The 23661-nt window shown below is 66.0% G+C and carries 24 protein-coding genes and 1 pseudogene; 10 read left to right on the forward strand and 15 right to left on the reverse strand.

All coding sequences use genetic code 11. The features are described 5' to 3' along the window. Positions 1-103 (forward strand): annotated as a pseudogene (locus GL279_RS00005) (IS5/IS1182 family transposase); the annotation flags it as partial. A gap of 297 nt (positions 104-400) precedes the next feature. Here the strand turns inward: GL279_RS00005 and GL279_RS00010 are convergent. Beyond that, a complete protein-coding gene (locus GL279_RS00010; RefSeq protein WP_155062552.1) occupies positions 401-1063 on the reverse strand; it encodes a flagellar hook capping FlgD N-terminal domain-containing protein in 663 nt (220 codons plus the stop codon). 12 nt (positions 1064-1075) lie between these two features. Further along, positions 1076-2032 (reverse strand): flagellar hook-length control protein FliK, encoded by a 957-nt coding sequence (locus tag GL279_RS19645; RefSeq protein WP_170293888.1) that lies wholly within the window; start codon positions 2030-2032, stop codon positions 1076-1078. A 103-nt stretch (positions 2033-2135) separates the two neighbouring features. On the opposite strand from GL279_RS19645, the gene GL279_RS00020 reads away from it, so the two are divergent. The 6 genes from GL279_RS00020 to GL279_RS00045 all read left to right on the forward strand — a co-directional run bounded on the left by GL279_RS00020 (position 2136) and on the right by GL279_RS00045 (position 5328). Further along, complete coding sequence (locus tag GL279_RS00020) at positions 2136-2399, forward strand: rod-binding protein (protein ID WP_246175051.1); 264 nt, start codon at positions 2136-2138, stop codon at positions 2397-2399. Beyond that, on the forward strand, positions 2396-2707 hold the full coding sequence (locus tag GL279_RS00025) for a hypothetical protein (RefSeq protein WP_155062554.1): 312 nt from the start codon (positions 2396-2398) through the stop codon (positions 2705-2707). The genes GL279_RS00020 and GL279_RS00025 overlap by 4 nt, the downstream gene beginning before the upstream one ends. Positions 2708-2871: 164 nt before the next feature. Beyond that, entirely contained in the window at positions 2872-3711 is an 840-nt protein-coding gene (locus GL279_RS00030) for a flagellin N-terminal helical domain-containing protein (protein ID WP_155062555.1), read from the forward strand. Positions 3712-3782: 71 nt separating this feature from the next. After that, on the forward strand, positions 3783-4148 hold the full coding sequence (flaF, locus tag GL279_RS00035; protein WP_155062556.1) for a flagellar biosynthesis regulator FlaF: 366 nt from the start codon (positions 3783-3785) through the stop codon (positions 4146-4148). Further along, positions 4145-4546, forward strand: coding sequence for a flagellar biosynthesis repressor FlbT (gene flbT, locus GL279_RS00040; protein WP_155062557.1), 402 nt, complete (start codon positions 4145-4147; stop codon positions 4544-4546). The genes flaF and flbT overlap by 4 nt, the downstream gene beginning before the upstream one ends. Next, positions 4543-5328, forward strand: coding sequence for a DUF1217 domain-containing protein (locus tag GL279_RS00045; protein ID WP_155062558.1), 786 nt, complete (start codon positions 4543-4545; stop codon positions 5326-5328). The genes flbT and GL279_RS00045 overlap by 4 nt, the downstream gene beginning before the upstream one ends. A gap of 637 nt (positions 5329-5965) precedes the next feature. On the opposite strand, the gene GL279_RS00050 is transcribed toward GL279_RS00045, so the two are convergent. The 3 genes from GL279_RS00050 to GL279_RS00060 form a co-directional block, all read right to left on the reverse strand. Then, positions 5966-8551, reverse strand: coding sequence for a DNA translocase FtsK (locus GL279_RS00050; protein WP_155062559.1), 2586 nt, complete (start codon positions 8549-8551; stop codon positions 5966-5968). Between the two features lie 3 nt (positions 8552-8554). Further along, positions 8555-9748, reverse strand: coding sequence for an aminotransferase class I/II-fold pyridoxal phosphate-dependent enzyme (locus tag GL279_RS00055; RefSeq protein ID WP_155062560.1), 1194 nt, complete (start codon positions 9746-9748; stop codon positions 8555-8557). A 148-nt stretch (positions 9749-9896) separates the two neighbouring features. Beyond that, positions 9897-11228: an amidase gene (locus GL279_RS00060; RefSeq protein ID WP_155062561.1), complete on the reverse strand. Its 1332-nt coding sequence runs from the start codon at positions 11226-11228 to the stop codon at positions 9897-9899. Positions 11229-11355: 127 nt separating this feature from the next. Between GL279_RS00060 and GL279_RS00065 the strand changes: the two genes are divergently transcribed. Continuing rightward, positions 11356-12579 (forward strand): UbiH/UbiF/VisC/COQ6 family ubiquinone biosynthesis hydroxylase, encoded by a 1224-nt coding sequence (locus tag GL279_RS00065; RefSeq protein WP_155062562.1) that lies wholly within the window; start codon positions 11356-11358, stop codon positions 12577-12579. A gap of 105 nt (positions 12580-12684) precedes the next feature. Continuing rightward, the gene (locus tag GL279_RS00070; protein WP_155062563.1) at positions 12685-13260 is read left to right on the forward strand and encodes a LolA family protein; all 576 of its coding nucleotides are present in this window, start codon (positions 12685-12687) and stop codon (positions 13258-13260) included. A 50-nt stretch (positions 13261-13310) separates the two neighbouring features. Here the strand turns inward: GL279_RS00070 and GL279_RS00075 are convergent, their stop codons facing one another. The 5 genes from GL279_RS00075 to GL279_RS00095 all read right to left on the reverse strand — a co-directional run bounded on the left by GL279_RS00075 (position 13311) and on the right by GL279_RS00095 (position 16849). After that, positions 13311-13889: a transglycosylase SLT domain-containing protein gene (locus GL279_RS00075; RefSeq protein WP_155062564.1), complete on the reverse strand. Its 579-nt coding sequence runs from the start codon at positions 13887-13889 to the stop codon at positions 13311-13313. A 103-nt stretch (positions 13890-13992) separates the two neighbouring features. Beyond that, complete coding sequence (gene modC / locus GL279_RS00080; protein ID WP_155062565.1) at positions 13993-15033, reverse strand: molybdenum ABC transporter ATP-binding protein; 1041 nt, start codon at positions 15031-15033, stop codon at positions 13993-13995. Next, positions 15030-15710 (reverse strand): molybdate ABC transporter permease subunit, encoded by a 681-nt coding sequence (gene modB / locus GL279_RS00085; protein ID WP_155062566.1) that lies wholly within the window; start codon positions 15708-15710, stop codon positions 15030-15032. The genes modC and modB overlap by 4 nt, the downstream gene beginning before the upstream one ends. After that, entirely contained in the window at positions 15707-16453 is a 747-nt protein-coding gene (modA, locus tag GL279_RS00090; protein ID WP_155062567.1) for a molybdate ABC transporter substrate-binding protein, read from the reverse strand. Before modA ends, modB begins: the two co-directional genes overlap by 4 nt. 57 nt (positions 16454-16510) lie before the next feature. Continuing rightward, positions 16511-16849 (reverse strand): winged helix-turn-helix domain-containing protein, encoded by a 339-nt coding sequence (locus GL279_RS00095; RefSeq protein ID WP_155062568.1) that lies wholly within the window; start codon positions 16847-16849, stop codon positions 16511-16513. 117 nt (positions 16850-16966) lie between these two features. Between GL279_RS00095 and GL279_RS00100 the strand changes: the two genes are divergently transcribed. Further along, positions 16967-17683 (forward strand): DUF1003 domain-containing protein, encoded by a 717-nt coding sequence (locus GL279_RS00100; protein WP_155062569.1) that lies wholly within the window; start codon positions 16967-16969, stop codon positions 17681-17683. A 955-nt stretch (positions 17684-18638) separates the two neighbouring features. Here the strand turns inward: GL279_RS00100 and GL279_RS00105 are convergent. The 5 genes from GL279_RS00105 to GL279_RS00125 form a co-directional block, all read right to left on the reverse strand. After that, positions 18639-19250: a queuosine precursor transporter gene (locus GL279_RS00105; RefSeq protein WP_155062570.1), complete on the reverse strand. Its 612-nt coding sequence runs from the start codon at positions 19248-19250 to the stop codon at positions 18639-18641. 85 nt (positions 19251-19335) lie between these two features. Then, positions 19336-20466 (reverse strand): serine hydrolase domain-containing protein, encoded by a 1131-nt coding sequence (locus GL279_RS00110; RefSeq protein ID WP_155062571.1) that lies wholly within the window; start codon positions 20464-20466, stop codon positions 19336-19338. Beyond that, on the reverse strand, positions 20463-21398 hold the full coding sequence (locus tag GL279_RS00115) for an esterase-like activity of phytase family protein (protein ID WP_155062572.1): 936 nt from the start codon (positions 21396-21398) through the stop codon (positions 20463-20465). The genes GL279_RS00110 and GL279_RS00115 overlap by 4 nt, the downstream gene beginning before the upstream one ends. Before the next feature lie 8 nt (positions 21399-21406). Further along, positions 21407-22270 carry a penicillin-insensitive murein endopeptidase gene (gene mepA, locus GL279_RS00120; RefSeq protein ID WP_343039671.1) on the reverse strand — a complete coding sequence of 288 codons (864 nt, stop codon included), beginning with the start codon at positions 22268-22270 and terminating at the stop codon, positions 21407-21409. Next, positions 22267-23625: an MFS transporter gene (locus GL279_RS00125; protein WP_155062574.1), complete on the reverse strand. Its 1359-nt coding sequence runs from the start codon at positions 23623-23625 to the stop codon at positions 22267-22269. The genes mepA and GL279_RS00125 overlap by 4 nt, the downstream gene beginning before the upstream one ends. Between the last annotated feature and the right edge of the window lie 36 nt (positions 23626-23661).

Consider the following 23661-nt stretch of genomic DNA (forward strand, 5'->3'; position numbering starts at 1 on the left):
ACGGCTGAAAGACTGGCGGCGCGTCGCCACGCGATACGACCGGTGCCCGGAGACCTTCTTCTCCGCGATCATGCTCGCTGCGACCGTCCTCTTCTGGCTGTGAAAATCAATGAGTCGGGAACCTAGCGCCCATACGTGTCGGATTGCGGCTTTACGGCCCCGGCGGTGCGGGTGAATGCGCGGGTCTCGCGTTGGCGGGGTGAGAGCGCACAAGGACGAGGAGGGGCCGCCCAATATGGCGAGCCAAAGCCGGAATCCCGGGCCACAAACTTGGTTCAAGGTTGCCAGATCAGAACCCGCATTCCTGCACGCCTCGTCCATCGGAAAATGCTTCTGCCGGACTGCTTGCATGCAGCCTCTGGCAACCCCACCGCTCTCGATCGCCTAGGCAGGTGCCGGGTTATTGGCGCACCGCGCTGACCTCGGATGGCGCGATCTTGTTGTTGCCGGCAAGGACCAGCATCCCGCCCTTGTCGGTCAGCTCGGCTCCGGTCACTCGGGAATAGGCCGGAACGTCCTGGGTAGAGATGACCTTGCCATCCTTCAGCGATTCCAGCCGGAAATGATACAACCCCTTGGCCAACGGCTTGTCGTCGGCGCCACTGCCGCGCCAGTCGACCTCGCCTGAGCCCGTGCCGATGCTTTCGCGATAGACCTCCTTGCCCGCCTCGTCCAAGGCGACCAGATTGACGGCATCGGCGCCCTTTTTCGGCTCGATTTGCAGCGTGATCGGATCGCCCGAGAACCAGACCGGCACCGTCGTGCGCACCTCGCGCCCGATCCAGTCCGAAAGCTGCCCCAGCGTTCCGCCACTGGAGGTGGCCAGCATCTGCGCCAGCAGGTCGTTGGTCTGCACCTGCTGCTCGACCCCCGAAAAGGTCGCCAGCTGCACGGCGAATTCGGTGCTTTCCATCGGTTTCAACGGGTCCTGATTCTGCAGCTGCGTGGTCAGCATCCGCAGAAAGGTCTCGAAATCGTCCTTGTTGGTAGCGCTGGGCGAAGCGGCCGCATTGGCGCGCGCCGTGGTATTTGTCGTCGTTGCGCCGGCGATGCTGGTAACCATGATATGTCCCTTTCAGATGCGAATATCGAGCCGCCGGTCGGAAACCGGCCGCGGTTGCGTGGTCATGTCCCTTGCCGGGGAATCGCCGGGGCCGTCGCGCGTCGTCGCCTGCTGATACGCGAAACCGCCGCGCTCGCCCCCTTCACCAAAGGACAGTGAGGCGCCGCCGAAGCCGGTATCGCTCAGCTCGCGCATCAGCATGTCGGCATTGCGTCGCAGCAGGTCCAGCGTCTGCTGATTGTCGGCATAGACCATGACCGAAGGCGCCTCGCCGGGCGTCATGACAAGGCGCACGCGCCCCAGTTCCTCGGGGGTCAGGGTGATCTCGATGCGATCCTGATTCGCATGCATCTGCCGCGCGATCTGTCGTGAAATCTCGCGCGCCTCGGCCGTGCCATGCCTTGGCGCCACGACATGCGGCATGGCCGGTTCGGGCCGCGCCTCGCGCGCCTGATGCACGGTCACCTCGGCGGAAAGCAGCTGCGATGTCACCTCGGGCTTGGCGTCCTTGGTGGGCGGGCTGGGCAGGTCCGGGATGCGATCTGGCTCGGGCGCAACCTCATCGGCGTGATTCTGGGAAGGTTCGGCGATCCGATCCGTGGGTTCTGCCGCGGCAAACATCTCTCCCCGGGGCAACGGATGCGCGGGGCGGGGGGCGGCATCTGCCCCGGGCGCCACGCCCGCCTCTGCCACGGGCGGGGATTGCGGCACGGTTGCGCCCGCCTGAGCCGGCTCGGCAAGGGCGGGACCTGCGACGGTCAGGGCCCCAAGGATGGCGTCCTGTTTGCGGACGAATTGCTCCAGCGGCACGACATCGACCGGCACGGCCTCTTCGGCCAGCTCGGTCTTGTCCTCATCTTCGTCCGACGCATCGGTCGGTTCTTCGGTTAGGCTCGCCTCGAAATCGGCACCGTCGCGACTGGGCGCAGCCGGGCTGTTGATCACCACTGAAATGCCTGGGTCGGTCACATTCGGAATCATTGCGTGCTTTCCTGTTTGCCCCGTTCTAGCAGCGGCTGATTACCAAATATTTACCGCCTTGGATTAGATGTCAGCCCATCGGGAAATTTTTATGCAGAAGGGCAAGATGATTATCTCCTCAATCACGCCGGGCGGACCGGTTCCAAAACGCAATGCCCAGGAAATATCGGATGGGCTGGAAAAAGCATTTTTGGGCGAGATGCTGAAATATGCCGGCCCGCAGCCGATGCAGGGCGCCTTTGGCGGCGGCATCGGAGAAGAACAGTTCAGCAGCATGATGACCGAAACCTATGCCGACGCGCTGGCCAAGCGCCTCGACCTGGGGCTGGCCGGCCGGATCGGCGGTGCAGCATGACGGTTCTGGATAAGCTGCGCGCCGCGCGCCGGGCGATCCAGCAGTTCGAACCCGCAGAGGCGACCGCTTTGCTGCAGCAGTTCGAGGCCGGTTTTTCCCAGGAAAGGCTGGATCCCGTACAGGCGCGCCTTGTCGAGGCGGAACTGCAGGCCATCGCCATTCTGGCTGAGGCGGCCCGCGACGGCGTGGCGCAGGCCCAGCAACAGGTCCGGCAGCTGGTGGCGCTGTCGCAAAGCCTGGGCACCTATGACAAGTCGGGCATGCGGCAGGTTCAGCAGACTGCCCAGCGACCGGTTCGGAAGTTTTAATTAAAAACGTCCGGGCTAATTCTTTGAGTTCGTCCGGGCGTTCAGCTTTTATTTACGAGTGGCGGGTAAAACCGCTCATGTGCTTCAGAGGCACCGGGGAAATCCCGCAGGTCAGAAGGCCGTTTCTTTAACAAGGCCAAAGCGCCTTTTTCATGGAGTAAAACATGTCCAGCATTCTGACCAACAGCTCGGCCGTCGTCGCCCTTCAGACCCTGAAGAGCATCAACTCGAACCTGTCGAAAACCCAGAACGAGATCTCGACCGGTAAGACCATCAACAGCGCCAAAGACAACGCTGCGCTGTGGTCGATCGCCAAGACGATGGAATCCGACCAGGATGTCGCCAGCACGATCCAGAAAAACCTGAACGTCGCTGCTGAAACGGTCGCCACCGCCCGCACGGGCGCCGAAGATGTTCTCGACAAGCTGAGCAGCATCAAGAAACTGATGGCGTCGGCAAACCGCAGCGATGCGGATTTCGCGAAGATCCAGACCGACATCAACGAGCTGAAGGACGGCATCACGGCCACGATCGCCGGCACCCAGGCCAATGGCGTCAACCTGCTCAGCACCAATGGTGTGAACGGCGCAGCGACCTATACTGTGCTCGGCTCGCTGGATCGCTCGGGTACGACCGTGACCGCTTCGTCGATCACCGTCACCTCGGTCGATCTGGAGGCCAATCTTGACCTGGCCAGCCTGACCGCCATCACCGACCAGGCGACGGCAACGACCGCGCTGGGTGAAATCGATGCGCTGATCACGATCGCGCAGGACGGTGCCACGGCGCTTGGCGCCAAGGGTTCGCGCATCGAGGCCCAGTCGAAGTTCGTCGGCAAGCTGGCGGATTCGCTGAAACTGGGCGTCAGCGCCCTGGTCGATGCCGATATGGAAGAAAGCTCTGCCCGCCTGCAGGCGCTGCAGACCCAGCAGCAGCTCGGCATTCAGGCCCTGTCGATCGCCAACCAGGCGCCGTCGTCGATCCTGTCGCTGTTCCGCGGCTGATGACAAACCAGGGACGCCCACGGGCGTCCCTGACCCGCCAACAGAATGAAACCTGAATCGGGAAACACGATTTGAACGCGGTCATGCCTTTCTCAGAACGTGCATATGGCAGTCCGGCGCTTCGCGGCGCGCGCGACACCGAATACGACATCTTTTCTCGCGTCACGCGGATGCTTCGGCAGGCTCCTGCCGAGTGCAAGACGGTCGCGACCATTGCGGCGGTGTCCAAGAACAACGAGCTCTGGACCCTGCTTGCAAGCGATCTCGGCCATCCTGACAATGCGCTTCCCGATGAGGTCAAGGCCGGCCTGCTATCCTTGGCTGCATTTTCCATCCGCCACGGCGCGGCTGTGCTTGCCGGGACGGCAACGACTGAGCCGCTGATCGACATCAACCTGTGCGTCATGCGCGGCCTGCGCGGCGAGGGAGCGCAATGAGCGGCCTGGTCCTGAAGCTCGCCCCCAATGAGCGCGTGCTGATCAATGGCGCGGTAATCGAGAATGGCGACAAGCGCGCCAGGATCTCGATCAAGACGGCCAATGCGAATATCCTGCGCCTGCGCGACGCCATCCATCCTGACAATGCCAATACTCCGGTCAGCCGGGTCTGCTATATCTGCCAGCTGATCCTGACCGGCGATGCGGATGAGGCCGAAGGCAGGGAACAGGCTCTGACCGGGATCGAACATCTGTCCCGTGCCTTGAGCGACCGCGACAGCCACAGCATTCTAGATGCGGCCACGCATGCTGTCTTGCAGGGGAATTATTATCACGCGCTGAAACAGCTCCGCATGCTCCTGACCAGAGAGGCGCGCCTGCTGGCGGTAAAGACATGACCTACAATGTTCAGCTTGGTTCGGGCGGCTATCTGGGTTGGAAGCTGCTTCAACGCACCGCCGACCGCCAGCGCGCAGTCTTTGAGAAAGACCCGCAGATTCAGAACTCGCGCGACTATTTCGCGCAGAACATCGCCTCGGTCACCGAGGCCGACGACCTTGTCTCGAACTACAAGCTGCTCAGCGTTGCGCTTCGCGCCTTTGGCCTTGATGACGACCTGAACAACCGGGCCTTCATCAAGAAAGTGCTCGAGGCGGATCCCAGCGATGGCAAGAGCATCGTTAACCGGCTGAGCGACAAGCGATACCTGAAACTCAACCAGGCATTCGGCTTTGGCTCGGGGGCGGCCGGTGATCGCAAAAAGCTGAGCATCGCCAGTATCGCTGATCTTTACGTATCGCGCTCATTCGAAAAGAACATCGGCCAGCAGCACGAAGAGATCGAGCTGGCGCTGAATGCGCAACGAGAATTGCCGGGGATCATTGCGCGCAATTCCAGCGACAGTACGAAATGGTATCATATCGCGGCTTCGACTCCGCTGCGCAAGGTCTTTGAGGGGGCCTTCGGCTTCCCTGCCACTTTTGCCCGACTTCCTGTCGACCGGCAGGTGAGTGAGATGAAAACGGCGATGTCGCGGATGTTCGGCAGCCCGTCTCCCGCCGCGCTGTCCAAGCCGGAAAATATGGACAAGGTCATCAAAAGCTATCTGATCCGGTCGCAGATCAATGAAAGCGCTATTGCGACGCCCTATGCCGCAGCGCTGACGATCTTGCGGCGGTGAAGATCACTGCGCTGCGGACGGCAATCCGAGGTTGGACGCGCCCTGCCTCTCAGCTCGGTTTGTTCGTGCAGGGCCGGTGGTCCGAGGACTGTTGCCTATCCTGAGCGCCAAAGGTTTTGCTGCGCGATTTGATGTGAGGAGGATCTGTGACGGTCGGTGGGGGTGCGTTTTCCCGGCGCCGCATTCAAGAATCGGATCACCATTCAGCTGCCAGGGGAGTGTTGATCGCCTGTTGAAGCCCTGAGGATTGGCTTGTCCAGCAGATTTAGCCGTCGGAGCTGTCGCCCGCGCTCAGATGATTGGCCATGAAACCTTTTGATCAGGTCACGCTCGGCATTTCCGGTACGGCTCGCCCATCGCGCCGCTCGTCCTTCGACCTTCGCCAGAGCTGATATCTACGAAAGCAACGCCCGCGGATAAAGCGATTGACCACCTGCTTGTCGACCAGACCAAGCTCGACACCCGCGGCGCGGCTTGTTGCCTCGGATCTCTAGGCTTTAGCAGTGGTTGCTGCTGATGCACACGGGATCGTCGCCAGTCGGTCAACTCCTCCCGTCCTCCCCCTGACCACGTCCCCCGAAACCCAAAAGGCTGGGACACCCCCCCGGCCTTTCCGACCTCTGCATTGCCGTGGTGCTTAAACCTCGGGGACCAGAACCTCGCGTTTGCCGACGTGGTTGGCGGCGCTGACCACGCCTTGGTCCTCCATCTGCTCGACCAGCCGCGCGGCCTTGTTGTAGCCGATGGCGAGCTTGCGCTGGATATAGCTCGTCGAGCATTTGCGATCCTTGGCGACGATGGCCACGGCCATGTCGTAAAGCTCGGCATCGCCACCCTCGCCGGTGGACAGGCCCAGCACCTGGTCGATGCTGTCGGCCTTGTCCTCGTCCGGGCCCTCGACCACGCCCGACATATAGCTGGGCGGGCCAAAGCTTTTCAGATGCGTCACCACCTCCTCGACCTCCTCGTCGCTGACGAAGGGGCCGTGGACGCGGGTGATCTTGGAACCGCCGGCCATGTAGAGCATGTCGCCCTGACCCAGCAATTGCTCGGCGCCCTGTTCACCCAGAATGGTGCGCGAGTCGATCTTGGAGGTGACCTGAAAGCTGATCCGCGTCGGGAAGTTCGCCTTGATCGTGCCGGTGATGACATCGACCGAAGGCCGCTGCGTCGCCATGATCAGGTGGATCCCCGAGGCACGCGCCATCTGCGCCAGCCGCTGGATACAGGCCTCGATTTCCTTGCCCGCGACCATCATCAGATCGGCCATCTCGTCGACGATGACGACGATATAGGGGAAGGTCTCGGGCTGAAATTCCTCGGTCTCGAAGACCGGCTCGCCGGTGTCCTCGTCGAACCCGGTCTGCACGGTGCGCTTGAACATCTCGTTCTTGTCCAGCGCCTCGCGCACGCGGCCATTGTAGCCCTCGATGTTGCGCACGCCCATCTTGGACATGCGGCGATAGCGTTCCTCCATCTCGCCCACGACCCATTTCAGCGCGACGACGGCTTTTTTCGGATCGGTGACGACCGGGGACAGCAGATGCGGGATGCCGTCATAGACCGACAGCTCCAGCATCTTCGGGTCGATCATGATCAGCCGGCATTCCTCGGGCGTCAGCTTGTAAAGCAGCGACAGGATCATGGTGTTGATCGCGACCGACTTGCCCGAGCCGGTGGTCCCCGCGATCAGCAGGTGCGGCATCTTGGCGAGGTTGGCCACGACCGGCCCACCGCCGATATCCTTGCCAAGCGCCAGCGGCAGCGGCTGGGTGCCATCGGTATAGGACGAGGCCGCCAGGATTTCGCGCAGCACCACCTTTTCGCGGCGGATGTTGGGCAGTTCGATGCCGATGACCGAACGGCCCGGCACGGTCGAGACGCGCGCCGACAGCGCCGACATCGACCGCGCGATATCGTCGGCCAGCCCGATCACCCGGCTGGCCTTCAGGCCCGGCGCGGGTTCCAATTCGTAAAGCGTGACCACGGGGCCGGGACGGACCTCGGTGATCTGGCCCTTGACGCCATAATCGTCCAGCACGGCTTCCAGCATGCGGGCATTGTCGGTCAGCGCCTCGGGCGACAGCTGGTGGCGCTCGACGGTCGCCGGCGCGGTCAGCAGGTCCAGCGGCGGATGTTCGTAATGCTGCGGATGCGGCTCGCGGCTGCGCGGCGGCTCGGCCAGCGGCGCGGGATGGGGGCGCGGCATGATCTGCGGCACGGCGTGGTCGTAATCGCCGTCATCCTCGGGCTCAGTGGTGCGGCCCGCCAGCCGGGCGGTGACCGAGGACAGGACCGAGGACCGGGCCGGCGCCGGCTCGGCATGCTGGCGGATGGCATCGCCGATGCGGGCCGAGACCACCTCGGGCGCGGGCGGCGTCTCGTCGTCGTAATGCGGTTCGTGCTCGATCAGCTCGGCGGTGGTTTCGGTGGGTAGAGGCGGCACGGTGCGACGGGCCGGGGTTTCGGCCGGGTCGCGGGCTTGGGGCAGGGCGCTGCCCGAGGCGCGGGCGACGCGCTCGCGCCGGGCCTCGGCGCGGGCCTTCACGGTCTGCGCGGTTCCGGCCGAAAAGCGCGCGCCCCGGTCCACAGCATGCAGCAGCAGCAGGCGCGCGGTCGCAAGGCCGTCGCGCAGGTAGTGGCCGATCGCCGTTACCTCGCGGCGGTCAAAGCCCAGCACGAAGCCCAGAAAGGCCACGGCGCCAGCGGCGATCAGCAGCGCAAGGATCTTGATCGCGATTGAGGCCTTCATCGGCATGATCGACAGCATGGCGCCCATCAGCATGTCGCCCAGATGCCCGCCCAGACCAAAGCTTTGCGTCCAGCCCACCGGCGGCGCCATCGAGGTCGCATAGACCGAGACCAGCACCATCGCGATGGGCAGGAAGATGCCGCGCAGGACGCGTTCCTCGCCCCGGTGCAGCATGAAGCGCAGCCCCCAGGCCATGGCACCCACGACCAGCACCCAGGTGCCATAGCCGGTGATCATGAACAGCGCCGAGGCGATATAGGCGCCCGGCCGGCCCAGATAGTTCTGCGCCGGCTGGTCGGTGGCCGACATGAAGCTGGGGTCATCGGGGGTATAGCTGATCAGCATCATCGCGATCAGCACGCCCAGCACGACCAGACCGGCACCCAGCAATTCCTTGCCGCGCCGTTCCAGCGCCGCTTGGGTCGATTGGTCGAACAGCGGATCGCGTTGTTTCGCCTGCCAACTCGCCATGCCTCAGCCCCCTTGATACAAACAGGTCTTCAGACGGTTCAGCGCCGTCTCGGTCGGGCCGGCCGGATCGACCAGCGCGACGCGGATGTAATCGCGGCCCGGATTGCCTCCGGCCATGTCGCGCGACAGATAAGCGCCGGGCAGTACCTGAATGCCGACCTCGGTCCACAGCTTTTTTGCCGCATCCTCGCCGGTGCCGATGCTTTCGGGCACGCGCAGCCACAGGAAGAACCCGCCCTGCGGCGCCTGATAGCCCGGCATATTGCCCAGAACCCGGTCGGCCACGGCATATTTCGCGTGATAGAGCGCGCGGTTTTCGTCGACATGTGCCTCATCGGCCCAAGCGGCGGCGCTGACGCGCTGCACCGGCAGGGGCAGGGGGGCGCCGGAATAGCTGCGCAGTCGGCGCAGGGCGGCGATCTGCTTGAGCCCGCCGGCGGCAAAGCCCGAGCGCAGCCCCGGCAGGTTCGAGCGTTTGGACAGCGAATTGAACATCACCACCCGGTCGGCCAGCCCCATGCGGGTGGCGACGGCCAAGGCGCCGGGGGGCGGGGTGTCGCGCCAGATCTCGGAATAGCATTCGTCGGAAAAGACCAGAAAATCATGGCGCTCGGCCAGAGCGATCAGCTCTTCGAGGTAATCCTCGGACGCGACCGAACCCTGTGGGTTGGCTGGCGAGCACAGATAGGCGATGGCCACCCGGTCCAGCACCTCGGGCGCAAGATCGGCATAGCGCGGCAGAAAGCCGGTCTCGGGTCCGGCAGGCACAAAGACCGGCTCGGCGCCCACGGCGGCGGCGGCGACGGCATAGACCTGATAGAACGGGTTCGGGATCAGGATGGCGGCGCGCTGGCCGGCCTTTTCTTCCGGGCAAAGCGCAAGGGCCGCGTTGAACAGCCCCTCGCGCGTGCCGTTCAGCGCCATGATCCGCGCCGGCTCGACCGCGATGCCATGCCGGCGTTCGATCCAACCCGAGATCGCGGCCAGCAGCTCGGCGCTGCCCTCGTTCGGGGGGTATTTGCCGAACTCCGCGATGCTTTCGGCCATGATCCGGCCGGTAAACTCCGGCACGGCATGGCGTGGCTCGCCGATCGTCATCACGATCGGCTCCATGCCGGGGGAAATACCGGACAAAAGTGCCCTCAGGCGCGGGAATGCGTATTCCGGCAGGTTCGAGAACCGCTCGGGTAGTGCCATGGCTGCCTCTCAGTCGGGGTCGTTTCGCCCCGTTTGCGACAGGATACCGGCAAAGCCCCCATGCGTCCAGAGTTTCAGGGCAAAACCCCGGACAACATGCGGGTTTTCCGGGGTTTTGCCGGGTTTTCGTTCGTGTTTCAGTCCGCCTTCAGTCCTGGCGCAGCGCGGCCTCGGCGGCGGCTGCGGCGACCAGCAGCGCGTGATCATCGCCGGCCCGGCCCATCAGCATGATGCCGCAGGCGGGCTGGCCGGTCGGCAGGGTGACGGCGGGCAGGCCCAGCAGATTCGCGATCCGGGTATTGCGCAGCGTCAGCAGGTTTTCCGAGGCAAAGAAATCGGGCTCGGTCAGCAGCCGGTTGGTGTCGGGCGGCAGGATCGGTGCGGTGGGCAGGATCACCGCGTCATGGCCGGCGACCAGCGCGGCCCAATCGGCGCGCAGCCGCGCGAGCCGCTGCCAGCCGGCGACGTAATCGGCGGCCAGGGTGTCCTTGCCGCCGCGAAAGCGTTCGAGGATCGGCGGATACATCAGATCGGGTGCGTCCTCGATCTGTTCGCGCCATGTGCCATAGGCCTCGGGCGCAAACAGGATGGGTGCCAGCGCCATGGCCTCGGCCACGCAGGCGGGTGCGATATGGCTGACGCGCGCGCCGGCGCGGCCCAGCCGGTCTACGGCCTCTTCAAAGGCTGCGACCGGCCCTTCGCGGGCGCCGTCAAAGGGCACGCCGTCCAGCACCAGCAGGCGCAGGCGCCCCGGTTCGGCGCCGGCCAGATCGGTGGCGGGCTCGCCGCGCAGCACGGCGAAAAGCTCGGCGCAATCCTCGACGGTGCGGGCGATGGGCCCGGCCACATCAAAGCTGCGGCACAGCGGCACCACCCCCTGGCCGTCGACCATGCCGGCCGTCGGCTTGAACCCCACCAGCCCGTTCCACGCCGCCGGCACCCGGATCGAGCCGCCGGTGTCCGAGCCGATGGCCGCCGCGGCCAGCCCCAGCGCGACCGAAACCGCCGCGCCCGAGCTGGAGCCGCCCGGCGCAAGGCTGGCGTCGATGCTGTTGGGCGGCGTCGCCGTCATCGGGTTCACGCCAAGCCCGGAAAAGGCCAGCTCGGTCATATGCGTCTTGCCAAGGCAGGCCAGCCCCTGCAGCGTCGCCCGATGCAGGATCGCCGCATCGCGGTCGGGCGTGCGACCGGCCAGCAGACGCGAGCCGGCCTCGGTCGCGGTGCCGGCGCTGTCGATATTGTCCTTCCAGCTGATCGCCACGCCGTCCAGCAGGCTGCGCCGCAGCCCGGCCTTGGCGCGGTCATGTGCGGCGATGGATTCGATGCGCGCGCGGTCGGCGGTCAGCCGGGCGTAGATGCGCGTGCCATAGCGGTGGCGCCGGGCGGCATCCAGATAGGCCTCGGTCTGCTCGACCGGGCTCAGCAGCCCCGCCAGAATCGCCCGGCCCTGTTCGGCCGCCGGTGCCTTCAGCCAATCCATCACATTGCTCTCCGAGGGATCCGTGGACCGCGCAAGGCTAGCCGGGCAGGGCAGCCGCCGCAATGCCGCATGATCTGCGCGGCCAAGCCGCATGGACATCGCCGGGCGCTGCGGCATATTGCGGGGCATGGACAGGGATTTCGATATCGTCGTCGCCGGGGGCGGGCTGAACGGCCCGGCGCTGGCGCTTGCGCTGGCGCAATGCGGGCTGAGCGTGGCCGTGGTCGACAGCCGGCCGGCCGACAGCCGGGCGGGCGATGCCTTTGACGGGCGCGCCTATGCGCTGGCGCTGGCCTCGCAGCGGCTCTTGGCGGCGCTGGGGCTGTGGCGCGGACTGGCCGATCAGGCGCAGCCGATCCTGAAGGTCGAGGCGACGCAGGGCCATCCGGGCGAGGGCGCCGCGCCCTTTGGCCTGCATTTCGACGGCGCCGAGATCGAGGAAGGCCGTCTGGGCTATATGCTGGAGGACCGTTTCCTGTATCGGGCGCTGCTGGCGGCCATGCGCGCGCGGGTGACGCATCTGCCCGGCCTTTCCGTCGTCGGGCAAGAGCCGGGGCCGGGCGGCATCGCCGTGCTGCTGTCGGATGGCCGGCGGTTGCGGGCGCGTCTGCTGGTGGGCGCTGATGGCCGGCAGTCGGGCGTGGCGGCGCGGGCCGGCATCCGCCGGCTGGGCCATGACTATGGCCAGATCGCACTGGTTGCCGCCGTCGATCACGAGCTGCCGCATCAGGGCACCGCGCATCAGTTCTTCATGCCGACCGGGCCGCTGGCGATCCTGCCCTTGCCGGGCAACCGCAGTTCCATCGTCTGGTCCGAAGAGGCCGTGCAGGCGCGCGCGCTGATCGCTCTGCCGGATGACGATTTCCTGGCCGCGCTGCGCCCGCGTTTCGGGGATTTTCTGGGCGCGATCCGGTTGGCCGGGCCGCGGTTTTCCTATCCGCTGAACCTGACGCTGGCGGAAAGCTATGTCGCGCCGCGGGTGGCGCTGATCGGCGATGCGGCGCATGGCGTGCATCCCATTGCCGGGCAGGGGCTGAACCTGGGTCTGCGCGACGTGGCGGCCCTGGCCGAGGTGCTGGTCGAATCGCGTAGGCGGGGCGAGGACATCGGCACCGAGCCGGTGCTGCAGCGCTATGAGCAATGGCGCCGGCCGGATGCGACGGCGCTGGCCCTTGGCATGGACGGGGTGAATGCACTGTTTTCCAACGGCAACCCGGTTCTGGGTGCGGCCCGCGCGCTGGGCATGGGGCTGATCGACCGCCTGCCGGCGTTGCGGCGCGGCTTCATGCGGCAGGCGGCCGGGCTGCGGCTGGACCCGATGCCGCGCCTGCTGGCCGGTCAGCCGATCTGACCACCGGGCGCGGCTGGAACGGTCACGGCGGTGCGAGCGTTCCTGCGCCGCATCGCCTCGTGAACGTGATGTGCAAGTCCCTGACAAAAGGCTAATCTCGCTGCCATGAAACTCAAAACGCTCGCCCTTGCGCCCGTCCTGTGCCTTGCCATGGCCTTTCCGGCTTTGGCCGAGAAAATCCCGCTGAACGAGATCTCGCGCTATCTCAACAGCCTCAAGACCGCGCAGGCGGGCTTTACCCAGGTCAACAACGATGGCTCGATTTCGACCGGCACCGTCTATATCCAGCGCCCGAACCGCGTGCGTTTTGAATACAAGGGCAACAAGACGCTGGTGATGGCCTCGTCCGGGACGGTCTCGGTCTATGACGGCAAGTCGCGCAGCGGCCCGCAGCAATATCCGCTGTCCAAGACGCCGCTGTCGCTGATCCTTGCGCCCAACATCAATCTGGGTCAGGCCAAGATGGTCACCGGCTATGCCGAGAAAAAGAACGCGACCGTGGTGGTCGCGCAGGATCCCCAGCATCCCGAATATGGCAATATCCAGATGGTGTTCACCGCCAACCCGACACAGCTGCGGCAATGGGTGGTGACCGATGACGCCGGCAAGCGCACCACGGTCATTCTGGGCGACATGACGACCGGCGTGCAGATCCCGCCGTCGAAATTCATCAACCCGTAAGGCGATCCCGTCGCGGCAGGGGCGGGCCGGCGGACCGGCCTCGCGCCCCCTTAGCGGCAGCTTGCCAGTTGCACGCGGTAAAGCTCGGCCCGGGCGCCGACCCGGCCGGCTACCGTGTTCAGCCACGGCTTGCCGCGATGCGAGCCGTTGTTAAAGCCCGCGCGGCCTTCGTGATAGGCCAGATATTGCGAGGTGGCGTCCTGTTTCGAGATGCCAAGGATGCGCGTCGAATTGCTCATATACCAGCCCATGAAATCGGTGGCGTCGCGGATGTTGTCGCGCCGCGCGCCGCGATTGCCGGTCGCCTTGCGGTAATCGTCCCAGGTGCCGTCGATGGCCTGACTATAGCCATAGGCCGAGCTTTGCCGCCCCATCGGGATGATCCCCAGCGCATAGCGGTGCGGGGTGCGGGCATTGCCGATGAATTTCGATTCCTGATGGATGGTCGCCATCTGGACATGGATCGGCACGCCCCAGCGTCGCTCGGTTTCCTTCATGGCGTTCAGATAGGCCGGGCGCTCGGCCACGATGGCGCAGGCGTTTTCCAGATTGCGCGGTGCGCCGTAATTGCCGCCGCCACCACAGGAGGCAACCAGCCCGACAATGGCGAGCTTGAGAAACCTGTTCATACTGCCCTCGGAGTCATTCTTGCTTGCGAGTTTTGTGCCATTCTAGCGGATGGCAGTGGTTATGCGCAAATAACAAAGCCTCCAGAAGGCAGGCGTGCCCCGGTCAACTGGGCAGGACCGAGACCGATTTCACGATGGCGTGGCAGGCGGCTCCTGCTTTCAGATCAAGCATCTGCACGGATCTGGGCGTGATCTGGGCAAGCATCCGCTCATCCCCCAGCGCCAGCTGCACCATGCCGTCGCGGATGTCGATGACGGTCGCTGGCAGCGCGTTCAGGGCCGACAGCCCCTGAGGTGCGGCGCGCGACAGGATCACCTCATGGGCAAGGATTCGCAGCCGCAGCCGGGTGCCGGGCGGGCGATCCAGCGCCAGCCAGATCGGCCCGGCGGCGGTCATCACCCGGCTGAGCCCGTCGGCTTCGCGCGCGACAACGGTGCCTGCGATCAGCGCCCCGGCCTCGCGTGCGCCCATCAGCGGCGCCAGCGCCGGGTCGGCCAGCACCTCGGTCAGCGGGCCGGCGTGGCGCACCCGGCCCTGCTGCATCAGCACGACGCTGTTGGCCAGTCGCAGCACCTCGGGCACCGAATGGCTGACATAAAGCATCGGCAGCCGCACCTCGTCGCGCAGCCGTTCCAGCCAAGGCAGGATCTCGGTCTTGCGCGCTTCGTCGAGCGCTGCCAGCGGCTCGTCCATCACCAGCAGTTCGGGGGCCGACAGCAGCGCCCGGCCGATGGCGACGCGCTGGCGCTCGCCCCCCGACAGCGTCGCCGGGCGGCGATGCAGCAGCGGCCCAAGATCCAGCATGGCGGTGATGCGGTCGAAATCGGCATCCGCCCCCCGCCGCCAGCGCGCGGCAAAGCGCAGGTTGCGCGCCACGCTCAGATGCGGAAACAGCCGCGCATCCTGAAACACATAGCCGATGCGGCGCGCCTGCGGCGGCAGGTCGGTGCGGCCGTCGAACAGCACCCGGCCGTTCAGCACGATCCGCCCGCGATCCGGCCGCAACAGCCCGGCCACCGCATTGACCGTCGTGGTCTTGCCGCAACCCGAGGGGCCGAACAGCGCCGTGATCCCCGCCGGCGCCTGAAAGGCGACATCCAGAGACAGGCCCGGAAAGCCGCGTTGGAATTCGACCTCGATCATCGCGCCATCCTGCGCGCCAGCGCCTCTGAGGCCAGCACCGCCCCGATCGAGATTGCGGCCGAGATCAGCACCAGCCGCATCGCCGGGCCTTCGCCGCTGGGCGTCGACAGCAGCGCATAGATGGCCGAGGGCAGGGTCTGGGTCTGGCCGGGGATGTTCGAGACGAAGGTGATGGTGGCGCCGAATTCGCCCATCGCCTTGGCAAAGCCCAGGGTGATCCCGGCCAGAATCGCCGGCAGCATGAGGGGCAGGGTCACGCTGAGAAAGATCATCGCCCGCGGCGCGCCCAAGGTGGCGGCGGCCTGCTCCAGCCGGGGATCGACGTTTTCGAACCCCAGCCGGATCGCCCGCACCATCAGCGGAAAGGACATGATCGCGGTGGCGAGCGCCGCGCCGGTCCAGCGAAAGGCCAGCACGATGCCCATCTGTTTCAGCAGACCGCCGACCGGCCCCTGCGTGCCAAAGGTAATCAGCAGCAGATAGCCTGTCACCACCGGCGGCATCACCAGCGGCAGATGCACCAGCGCGCTCAGCAGGTCATGGCCGGGAAAGCGCCGCCGTGCCAACAACCACGCCACCGCAACCGCCAGCGGCAGGCTGGCGGCGGTGGCGACCAGCGCCACCTGCAGCGACAGCAGGACCGCCTGCCATTCCTGCGGTCCCAGCCAGTCGCTCATGGTGCGACGCTGAAGCCCTGCGCCTGAAAGATGCCGCGCGCCGGTTCGGATTTGAGCGATTTCAGAAAGGCGGCGGCCTCGGGCGTGTCGGCGGCCTTGGTCACGGCGGCGGGATAGGTGATCGGGGCATGACTGTCCTCGGGGAAGGTCGCGATCACGCCGACGCCCTTTTCGGCCACCGCATCCGAGCGATAGACGATGCCCAGCGGCGCCTCGCCGGTCGCCACCAGCTTCAGCGCGGCGCGCACATCATCGGCTTGCGCGACCTGACCTTGCAGCTTGTCCCAGAGCCCCAGCTTTTGCAGAGCCTCCTTGCCATATTGCCCGGCGGGGACGGAATCGACCAGCGCCATGGCCAGCTTGTCCTGACCCAGAAGTTGCGGCAATTGGGCGATTTCGCCTGCGGCCGGCGTGCCATGGCCGACCAGCACCAGCGTATTGCCCAAAAGATCCTCGCGCGTGGCCGGGTCGATGTCGCCCGATTTCTCGACCGCATCCATCCAGTCGGTCGAGGCCGAGATGAACAGATCGGCCGGCGCGCCCTCCTGAATCTGCTTGGCCAGTTTCGAACTGCCGGCATAGGAGATCACCACCTTGTCGCCATGCGATTGCTGCCAGTCGGCGGCGATCTGATCCAGCGCGGTCTTGAGGCTGGCGGCGGCAAAGACGGTGATCTCGTCGGCCTGTGCGGCGGGGGTGGTGGCGAGCGCGATCAGCGCGGCGGCAAGCAGGGGCAGGCGCATCATGGTCTCCGTTATGGTCGTGCCGACATAACCGCCGCCGCGCCGCCGGTTCAAGCGTTATTTCGGTCCAAGCATATCGCTCAGCCGCGCCAGTTGCGGCGCGCTGCGCAGCAGATCCTCAAGCCCGCGATATTCGGCCAGCGCCTGCGCGCCCAGCTCGGTCAGGCCGGCGCCGCCGCCACCGGCGCCCCCGCGGCTGCTTTCCACCAGTGGCGCGCGGAAATGTGCGTTCATTTCCTCGACCAGCGCCCATGCGCGGCGATAGCTCATCCCCAGCCGCCGCCCGGCGGCCGAGATCGAGCCCAGTTCGGCAATGCCCTGCAACAGATCGGCCTTGCCCCGACCAAAGGTCAGGGTATCGAAATGCAGCCGCAGGCTTAGTCTTGGTTCATCCATACCGGCGATCTTGGCGCGGTGGGGCGCGCAGGGCAAGCGGGTCGCGGGGCTTTCACCAGCCGTTGGCAGGCGGCTGCGGCGGGGATAGTCTTGCCCCCTGAACAGGAAAGCCGCGCCATGTCCCAGACCGATCCCCACCCGCCCTATTGCGCCGTCTGCGGCCAGCCCTGCGGGGCCGAGGGCCTTGCGGTCGCCGGGCTGCGGCCGTCGCTGGCGGCGCTGATCCGCCGCGACCGACCAGACCTGCCTGCGGATGGCAGCATCTGTCAGGCCGATCTGGAACGTTATCGCCAGCTTTACCTGACCGAACTTCTGGCCGACGAAACCGGCGAGGTTGGCACGCTTGAGGCCGAGGTGGCCGCAGCGCTGTCGCGCGGTGCGCTGCTGACGCCGCAGACCGCGCCCGACGACTTCGAAATGCCGCCCGGATTCGGTGCCCGCATGGCGGATCGCGTTGCCGAATGGGGCGGGTCATGGGCCTTTATCCTGGCCTTCGTCGGGGTGCTGGTCGGCTGGGTGATCGTGAACACGCTGACCTATCTGGGCCGGCCTTTCGACCCCTATCCGTTCATCCTGCTGAATCTGATCCTGTCCTGCGTCGCGGCCCTGCAGGCGCCGATCATCATGATGAGCCAGCGCCGGCAAGAGGACAAGGACCGCCGCCGCGCCGAAAACGACTACCGAATCAATCTGAAGGCCGAGCTGGAGCTGCGCCAGCTGCATGAAAAGCTGGACCATCAGCTGACGCATCAATGGCAGCGCCTGCTGGAGATCCAGCGCATCCAGATCGATCTGATCAACGAATTGCACCCTCGGGGCGGCGGCAAGGAGTGAGAGGGTAAGGGGGGGCGGGGCAAGCTGCGAAGCGTCGGCGGGGCGGGACGTGCCGTGACGCGGCTTGGGTCGGATCGGCGCGGGCCGCACAATCCAAGGCCCTGCAGCCCTGCATGATAATTTCCCATCCGGTGGCGGTGAATTCAGATGTCCCTGGCCTTAGGTGCACGGCCCGGGCGCACAATCCGGCGACCGGGCGATTCAGGTGCCCCGTGCCCCGGACGTGCTGCCCAATACAGATGCCGCATGTTTCAGGCGCTCGACGTCTTGATCGAAGGGCCCACTGCGCGATCTAGCAGTCGGGCGCTTCAATCGCTCAGCGCCACAGAGGTTTGAGCGCGTCGCCCGATCCAGATGCGGGCGTTCAGAGGGCAATGTCTTGGACTAGCGAGCCGCCTTGCCCAATCCGGCGGTTCAGGAGCCCAATGCCCGCAGACCCCTTGCCCGATCCAGACGCGGGGCGTTTCAGTCGCTCGTCGCTCGTCGCTCGTCGCTCGTCGCTCGTCGCTCGTCGCTCTTCGCTCGTCGCTCGTCGCTCGTCGCTCGTCGCTCGACGCTCAAGGCGACAGCGCTCGATTGCTCGCTATCACGGTCGGATAACTCAGCCGCCCGGCGCCCCGACGCTTGGGCGCGGTCGCCAGACCAAGCGCCCGGCGATTCAGGCGCTCAGTCCCCCAGACACCCGCCACTCAGCACATCACGGCGCGCCGCCTCAGCCTGTCTGGAAACGTAGGAACGGGCCGCTTCGTGGAAACGGCCCGCGAGATCCACGGAGATGGTCCGGTTAGGGTTGGTGCCCACCGTCCCAGTCAGGGTTCACGACCCTTGGGGCTGCCCTCAGGCCGCGGCCCCCCTGACTGTCCCGACACCTCTCTCCAATATCACTCTCGACACTGGACCACCTCCTTTCAATGTGTTGCCGTATGCCCTCAGCCTGCCACAGAGACCTTAACAGTCAATGAATTTGCGCACGCTTGCGGATCAAATTTCCGACGACGATCCGGAAGGGGATCAGGGCCAGCACGGCCTGCGCCAGTTTGACCATCCAATCGGCAACTGCCAGCGAAACCCACAACGGCTGAACGGGGCCGCGACCCAGCAGCGGAACCAATTCATTTGCCCAAGAAACATCGTCATGCGGAAACAGCGGCACCAGCGTTGCCGAGAAGGCAATGGTGAAAAATACGGCGGTATCCAGCACCGAGCCGACCAGAGTTGACGCTAGGGGTGGTAACCACCAGTTGTATTTTCGCAACTGATTGAACACCGCGATGTCCATGAGCTGCGCCGCAAGGAAGGCCGCGCCCGAGGCGACGGCGATGCGCAGCGTGGTCTTGTCCATGCCGGCCGCGACGATGGAACAGATCACCCCGGTGACGAAACCGGCCAGCACCACCTTGCGCGCGGCCGCCGGGCCATAGACGCGATTCATGATGTCGGTGACCAGAAAGGCGACGGGATAGGTCAGCGCCCCCCAGGTCAGCCAGTCGCCCAGCAGATGCTGGACAAGGATGTTCGAGGCCACCACGACGATGGCCATGGCGATCACGCCGGGAAGGATACGCATGTCGGATTCCGTTTTGACAAGGTAGCGGAGACTCGGTCGCAGGCGGCAGGCCCGCTTAGGCCCGCCCATGCCGTCCTGTCAAGCGTCAGGCCCCCAGTGCCGCCGTCATCTCGACGGCAAAGGCACCGTTCATGCCCTCGGTCGTGGTATTGGTCATCGCCAGCAGCGTCAATGCGCGCGAGGGATCGACCACCCAACTGTGGCCGTAGATGCCGCCCCAGCTGAGGCTGCCCTGCGGCAGGCCGATGCCGACCAGTGCCGGATCGCAGACCACCGCGCCCATCCAGCTGTGACCCCAGCCGGGTCCGCGCATCGGATGCGGCCCGGTGATCCGGTTCTGCATCGCCATGCGGCGCAGCGGTTCAGAAATGAAGGGCCCGTCGCGCAGCGCATCCAGCACGGCAAGCGCCGCCGCAGGCTGACCCGACATGCCGCCCCCGCCCGAGGGAAAGGCTGCGGGGTCAAAGCCGCGTTCGGGCAGAAAGCTGAACACCAGCCCCTCGGCGCCCGGAATCGGCACTTGGGTCAGGCCGGACATGCGCCGGGGCTCGGGGCGGGCGTCGACGTAGTTGGCCGCCAGCTTGTGCGGATCGGCCAGAAACCCGGCCTCGACGCCCAAGGGGCCAGTGACCAGATCGGCCATGGCCTGCGGCAGAGGGCGGTCGCTTGCCGCCTCGATCACCGCGCCCAGCACATCGGTTGCGACTGAATAACGCCAGGCACTGCCGGGCGCGCGGTCCAGCGTCACGCCGGCGATGCGGCGCAGGTTCTCGGCCAGCGTGATGCCGCTGTCGCCGATCCCGTCCGAGACCCCGGCCTGCGCATAGGGCCCGCCCGGCGGCTGGGCAAAGCCATAATCCAGCCCGGCCATATGCGACATCAGCTGATTGACCGTGATCGGCGGCCGGCTGCCATCGGCCAGGGCCGGGGTAAAGCCGGGCAGATAGCGCGTCACCAGATCTTCGGGGGCAAGCCGGCCCTGATCCATCAGCCGCAGCGCCGCCAGCGTGGTAAAGGGCTTGGTGACCGAGGCATAGCGCAGCCAGCCACCTTGCGTCATGGCGCGCCCCGCCTCGCGGTCGGCCATGCCTTCGGCGGCGGAAAACACCAGCTTGCCGTTTTGCGCCAGCATCACCGCGCAGCCGGTGATCCGGCGGTCCTGCAAGGCCGAGGCAATGGCGCGCTCAAGCGCTTCGATGGTCTGGGACAGGCTCATGGTGCGGGATCCTCGACGCGGTATTCTACCAGCTCGGTGCGCTGGACAAAGTTGAAATTGTCGTCCGAAATCATCGTCAACCGGATGCCCTGCGCATCGCGCCAGACCGAGATGCCTTCCAGATTGTCATATTGCAGCGGCCCGCTGACCAGCAGCACCTGTTCATGGCTCAGCCCGTCCGGGCCCATGTCAAAGCGCCGCACCCGGCTGCGAAAACCCAGAAGCCCCAGAAAGTCGCGCTCCAGCAGATAGAAGCGGCCGTCGGGGCCGATATCGGCATCCACCGCCAGAAAATCGCCGCTGCGCGGGATCGACCACGGCTGATCCCAGGCGCCATAGCGATAGCGATAGACCGGAAAGGGCTGCGTCAGCGCGCCCGAGCGTTCCGGCACGGTCAGGATGTCGCCATTGGGCGCGATGGCAAGCGTCTCCAGCGAGGAATTGCGCTGCATCTGCCGGAAGGCGGCGGGCCGGGGCAGGGGGACGGCGGGGCTTTCGGGCGTGTCATAGCGCACCACCCGCGTCAGCCCCTCGAAGCTGACCCAAAGCCGGCCGTCGCGGTCGATCGCCAGCCCCTCGCTGTCGCCTTTCCAGCCCGGCGGCAGGTATCGGCCCTGACTGTCCTTGATCCGGGTGATGCCTTCGACCTGCAGGCCGTCGATCTTGCCCTTGGCGTCGCGCGCGACCTCGCCCCAGCGCAGGCTGGCGCGGTCCGACAGCACGGTAAAGCGCTGACCGTCCGCGCTGAGCCGGATGCCGGAAAAGCCGCCGAACAGATCATCGTCCATCGACCAGACATAGGTGCCGATATGGCTGACCCGTGGCTGGCCGCCGGCCGGATCGGGCCGCGGCTCAGCGGCGCAGGAATAGGTCAGCGTGGCGAGGATGGCGATCAGGGCGGCGGCCGCCCCGCGCATGCAGGTCTTGCGCATCGGTCAGGTCAGCGCGCCGTGGCCACGGCCTGGCATTGGCGCGGCATTTCGCTGAGCCGATAGCTGCGCGGGTGGCGATAGTTGGGATCGGGCGGCACCGGCTTGACCCGGCTGGGATCGATCCGGTTCTTGATCCATTCGGCGGCCTCGTTGCAGCCGTCGCCGGGCGGCGGCGCATCCTGCTGCTGACAGACCGAGCCGGCGGGGCAGGCCAGCCGCACGTGGAAATGGTAATTGTGGTTGTTGATCGGGCGGATCTTGCGCAGCCAACTGCGATCGCCGGTCGCCGTCTGGCACATCGCCACCTTGGCCACCGGATCGACAAAGACCCGCTCGACGCGCGGATCGCTGGCGGCGGCGCGCAGGATGGCCATATGGGCGTTGCTCCACAGCGCCGAGGGCGCGGTGCCGGCGGCATTCACCACCGATTGCGAGGACAGCTTTTCACGCTGCGCCACGCTCAGCCGCAGGCTGGTCGGCGGCAGCATCCAGATATCGGCGTCCAGCCCCATCTGGTGGCTGGCATGGCCGGTGACCATTGGGCCGCCGCGTGGCTGGCTCATGTCACCGATATAAAGCCCCGGCCAGCCGACCTGCTGTGCCGCCCGCGACAGGCCGACCAGAAAGCTGACCAATTGCGGATGGCCCCAGTTGCGGTGGCGCGACAGGCGCATCACCTGCCAACTGGGCCCGCTTTCGGGCAGTTGCACGGCGCCGGCGATACAGCCCTTGGAATAAAAGCCGATAGCGGTCGGCGGCCCGCCGGTCGAGCCGTTCGCCGCGCCAAAGACATCCTTTGCCAAAGGGTCGGCCGCAGCCGGCAGTGCGGCCGCCAGCACAAGTGCGGCGGTGGTCAGGAACTTGCGGATCACTGCTCGGATTCTCCTGTTGCTTTGACCCAACTTAGCAAAACCAGCGACAGAAGGAACATCACGATCAGCGGCGAGATGCCCTGTTGCAGGCTTCCGCTGATCTGGGTGGCCAGCGCAATCAGAAGGGGCGCGAGGAAACTGGTCGCCTTGCCCGACAGCGCATAAAGGCCAAAGACCTCGGTGGCGCGCTCGGCCGAGGTATGCAGCACGACCAGCGTGCGCCCGGCCGATTGCAGGACGCCCCCCGCGCCGCCGATCAGCGCGCCGCAGGCAAAGAACACCGCATCCGGCAGGCGCGAGCCGGCGGGCAGGGCGATCCCGAAAAAGTGATCCCGATCCATGCCCACCACGACCACGCAGACCAGCATCAGGACCAGCGTGCAAAGGATCGTCACCGGCTTTGGCCCCCAGCGCCGATCGGCCCGCCCGCCGAGCCAGCTGATGATCGTGGCCGATATGGCCGAAACGATGCCGAACACCCCCGACAGGATCACCGGCCAGCCCAGCACGCCCGCCGCATAGATGCCGCCAAAGGCGTAAAGCCCGTTCAGCGCATCGCGCGACAGCATTGACGAGATCAGGAATGCCGCCAGTGAGCGTCGACGCCGCAGGCCGGCGATCAGCGCGCCCAGATCGCGCAGCGCCGAGCCGGGCCGCAGCCGGCGGCGCGGGCCGGGCGTTTCCGGCACCCACAGGAAAAACGGGATCATGAAGACCAGATACCAGATTGCGGTAAAGGGACCGGCGGCGCGGGTGCCTTCGCGCAGCGCCGGGTCCAGTCCAAGGATCGGGGCGATCCCGGCCAATGTGCGCCCTGTCGTGGCGCTTTCGGCCAAAAGCAGCAGCATCAGGAACAGCGACACCACGCCGCCCAGATAGCCAAAGGCAAAGCCCGAGCCCGAGATGCGGCCGATCTCGGAGCGGGGCGCCAGACCGGGCAGCAGGGCATTGGTAAAGATGGTGGTGAACTCGGCGCCGATCAGGCCGATGCCAAAGCAGATGACTGCCAGATGCAGGTTCGGCTGGTCGGGCATCAGGAACCACAGCCCCCATGCTCCGACGACATAAAGCACCGAGAAGAACCAGACCCAGACCATCCGCCGCCCGGAATTGTCGGCAACCACGCCCAGGACCGGCGCCAGCACTGCGATGATCATCCCCGAGATCGCAAGGCCGTAACCCCACAGCGATTGCGCCGCCGCCGCCGCCGCCTCGGGGGCCATGCCGGCCTGAAGGTAGTGGTTGCGCGCGACCTCGGCGTAATAGACCGGAAAGATGAAGGTGGTCAGCAGCGTGGCATAGGGCTGACTGGCCCAGTCGAAAAACCACCAGCCCCAGATCCGTTTGCGTTCCATGCCCTGCCTCTTGCCAGCCGGCCTTTTGCCGCCGCG

It is taken from the genome of Paracoccus limosus (assembly GCF_009711185.1).
Taxonomy (GTDB): Bacteria; Pseudomonadota; Alphaproteobacteria; order Rhodobacterales; family Rhodobacteraceae; genus Paracoccus; species Paracoccus limosus.

What these genes read in the sequence shown, in the direction of transcription:
- GL279_RS00030 (WP_155062555.1), top strand. Translation starts at nt 2,872, where the DNA reads ATGTCCAGCATTCTGACCAACAGCTCGGCCGTCGTCGCCCTTCAGACC.
- GL279_RS00010 (WP_155062552.1), bottom strand. Translation starts at nt 1,063, where the DNA reads ATGGTTACCAGCATCGCCGGCGCAACGACGACAAATACCACGGCGCGC.
- GL279_RS00095 (WP_155062568.1), bottom strand. Translation starts at nt 16,849, where the DNA reads ATGGATGAACCAAGACTAAGCCTGCGGCTGCATTTCGATACCCTGACC.
- modB (WP_155062566.1), bottom strand. Translation starts at nt 15,710, where the DNA reads ATGAGCGACTGGCTGGGACCGCAGGAATGGCAGGCGGTCCTGCTGTCG.
- GL279_RS00125 (WP_155062574.1), bottom strand. Translation starts at nt 23,625, where the DNA reads ATGGAACGCAAACGGATCTGGGGCTGGTGGTTTTTCGACTGGGCCAGT.
- GL279_RS00105 (WP_155062570.1), bottom strand. Translation starts at nt 19,250, where the DNA reads ATGCGTATCCTTCCCGGCGTGATCGCCATGGCCATCGTCGTGGTGGCC.
- GL279_RS00075 (WP_155062564.1), bottom strand. Translation starts at nt 13,889, where the DNA reads ATGAACAGGTTTCTCAAGCTCGCCATTGTCGGGCTGGTTGCCTCCTGT.
- GL279_RS00060 (WP_155062561.1), bottom strand. Translation starts at nt 11,228, where the DNA reads ATGGATTGGCTGAAGGCACCGGCGGCCGAACAGGGCCGGGCGATTCTG.
- modC (WP_155062565.1), bottom strand. Translation starts at nt 15,033, where the DNA reads ATGATCGAGGTCGAATTCCAACGCGGCTTTCCGGGCCTGTCTCTGGAT.
- GL279_RS00110 (WP_155062571.1), bottom strand. Translation starts at nt 20,466, where the DNA reads ATGAGCCTGTCCCAGACCATCGAAGCGCTTGAGCGCGCCATTGCCTCG.
- GL279_RS00070 (WP_155062563.1), top strand. Translation starts at nt 12,685, where the DNA reads ATGAAACTCAAAACGCTCGCCCTTGCGCCCGTCCTGTGCCTTGCCATG.
- flbT (WP_155062557.1), top strand. Translation starts at nt 4,145, where the DNA reads ATGAGCGGCCTGGTCCTGAAGCTCGCCCCCAATGAGCGCGTGCTGATC.
- GL279_RS00050 (WP_155062559.1), bottom strand. Translation starts at nt 8,551, where the DNA reads ATGGCGAGTTGGCAGGCGAAACAACGCGATCCGCTGTTCGACCAATCG.
- GL279_RS00100 (WP_155062569.1), top strand. Translation starts at nt 16,967, where the DNA reads ATGTCCCAGACCGATCCCCACCCGCCCTATTGCGCCGTCTGCGGCCAG.
- modA (WP_155062567.1), bottom strand. Translation starts at nt 16,453, where the DNA reads ATGCGCCTGCCCCTGCTTGCCGCCGCGCTGATCGCGCTCGCCACCACC.
- GL279_RS00115 (WP_155062572.1), bottom strand. Translation starts at nt 21,398, where the DNA reads ATGCGCAAGACCTGCATGCGCGGGGCGGCCGCCGCCCTGATCGCCATC.
- GL279_RS00045 (WP_155062558.1), top strand. Translation starts at nt 4,543, where the DNA reads ATGACCTACAATGTTCAGCTTGGTTCGGGCGGCTATCTGGGTTGGAAG.
- GL279_RS00020 (WP_246175051.1), top strand. Translation starts at nt 2,136, where the DNA reads ATGCAGAAGGGCAAGATGATTATCTCCTCAATCACGCCGGGCGGACCG.
- GL279_RS00055 (WP_155062560.1), bottom strand. Translation starts at nt 9,748, where the DNA reads ATGGCACTACCCGAGCGGTTCTCGAACCTGCCGGAATACGCATTCCCG.
- GL279_RS00025 (WP_155062554.1), top strand. Translation starts at nt 2,396, where the DNA reads ATGACGGTTCTGGATAAGCTGCGCGCCGCGCGCCGGGCGATCCAGCAG.
- GL279_RS00065 (WP_155062562.1), top strand. Translation starts at nt 11,356, where the DNA reads ATGGACAGGGATTTCGATATCGTCGTCGCCGGGGGCGGGCTGAACGGC.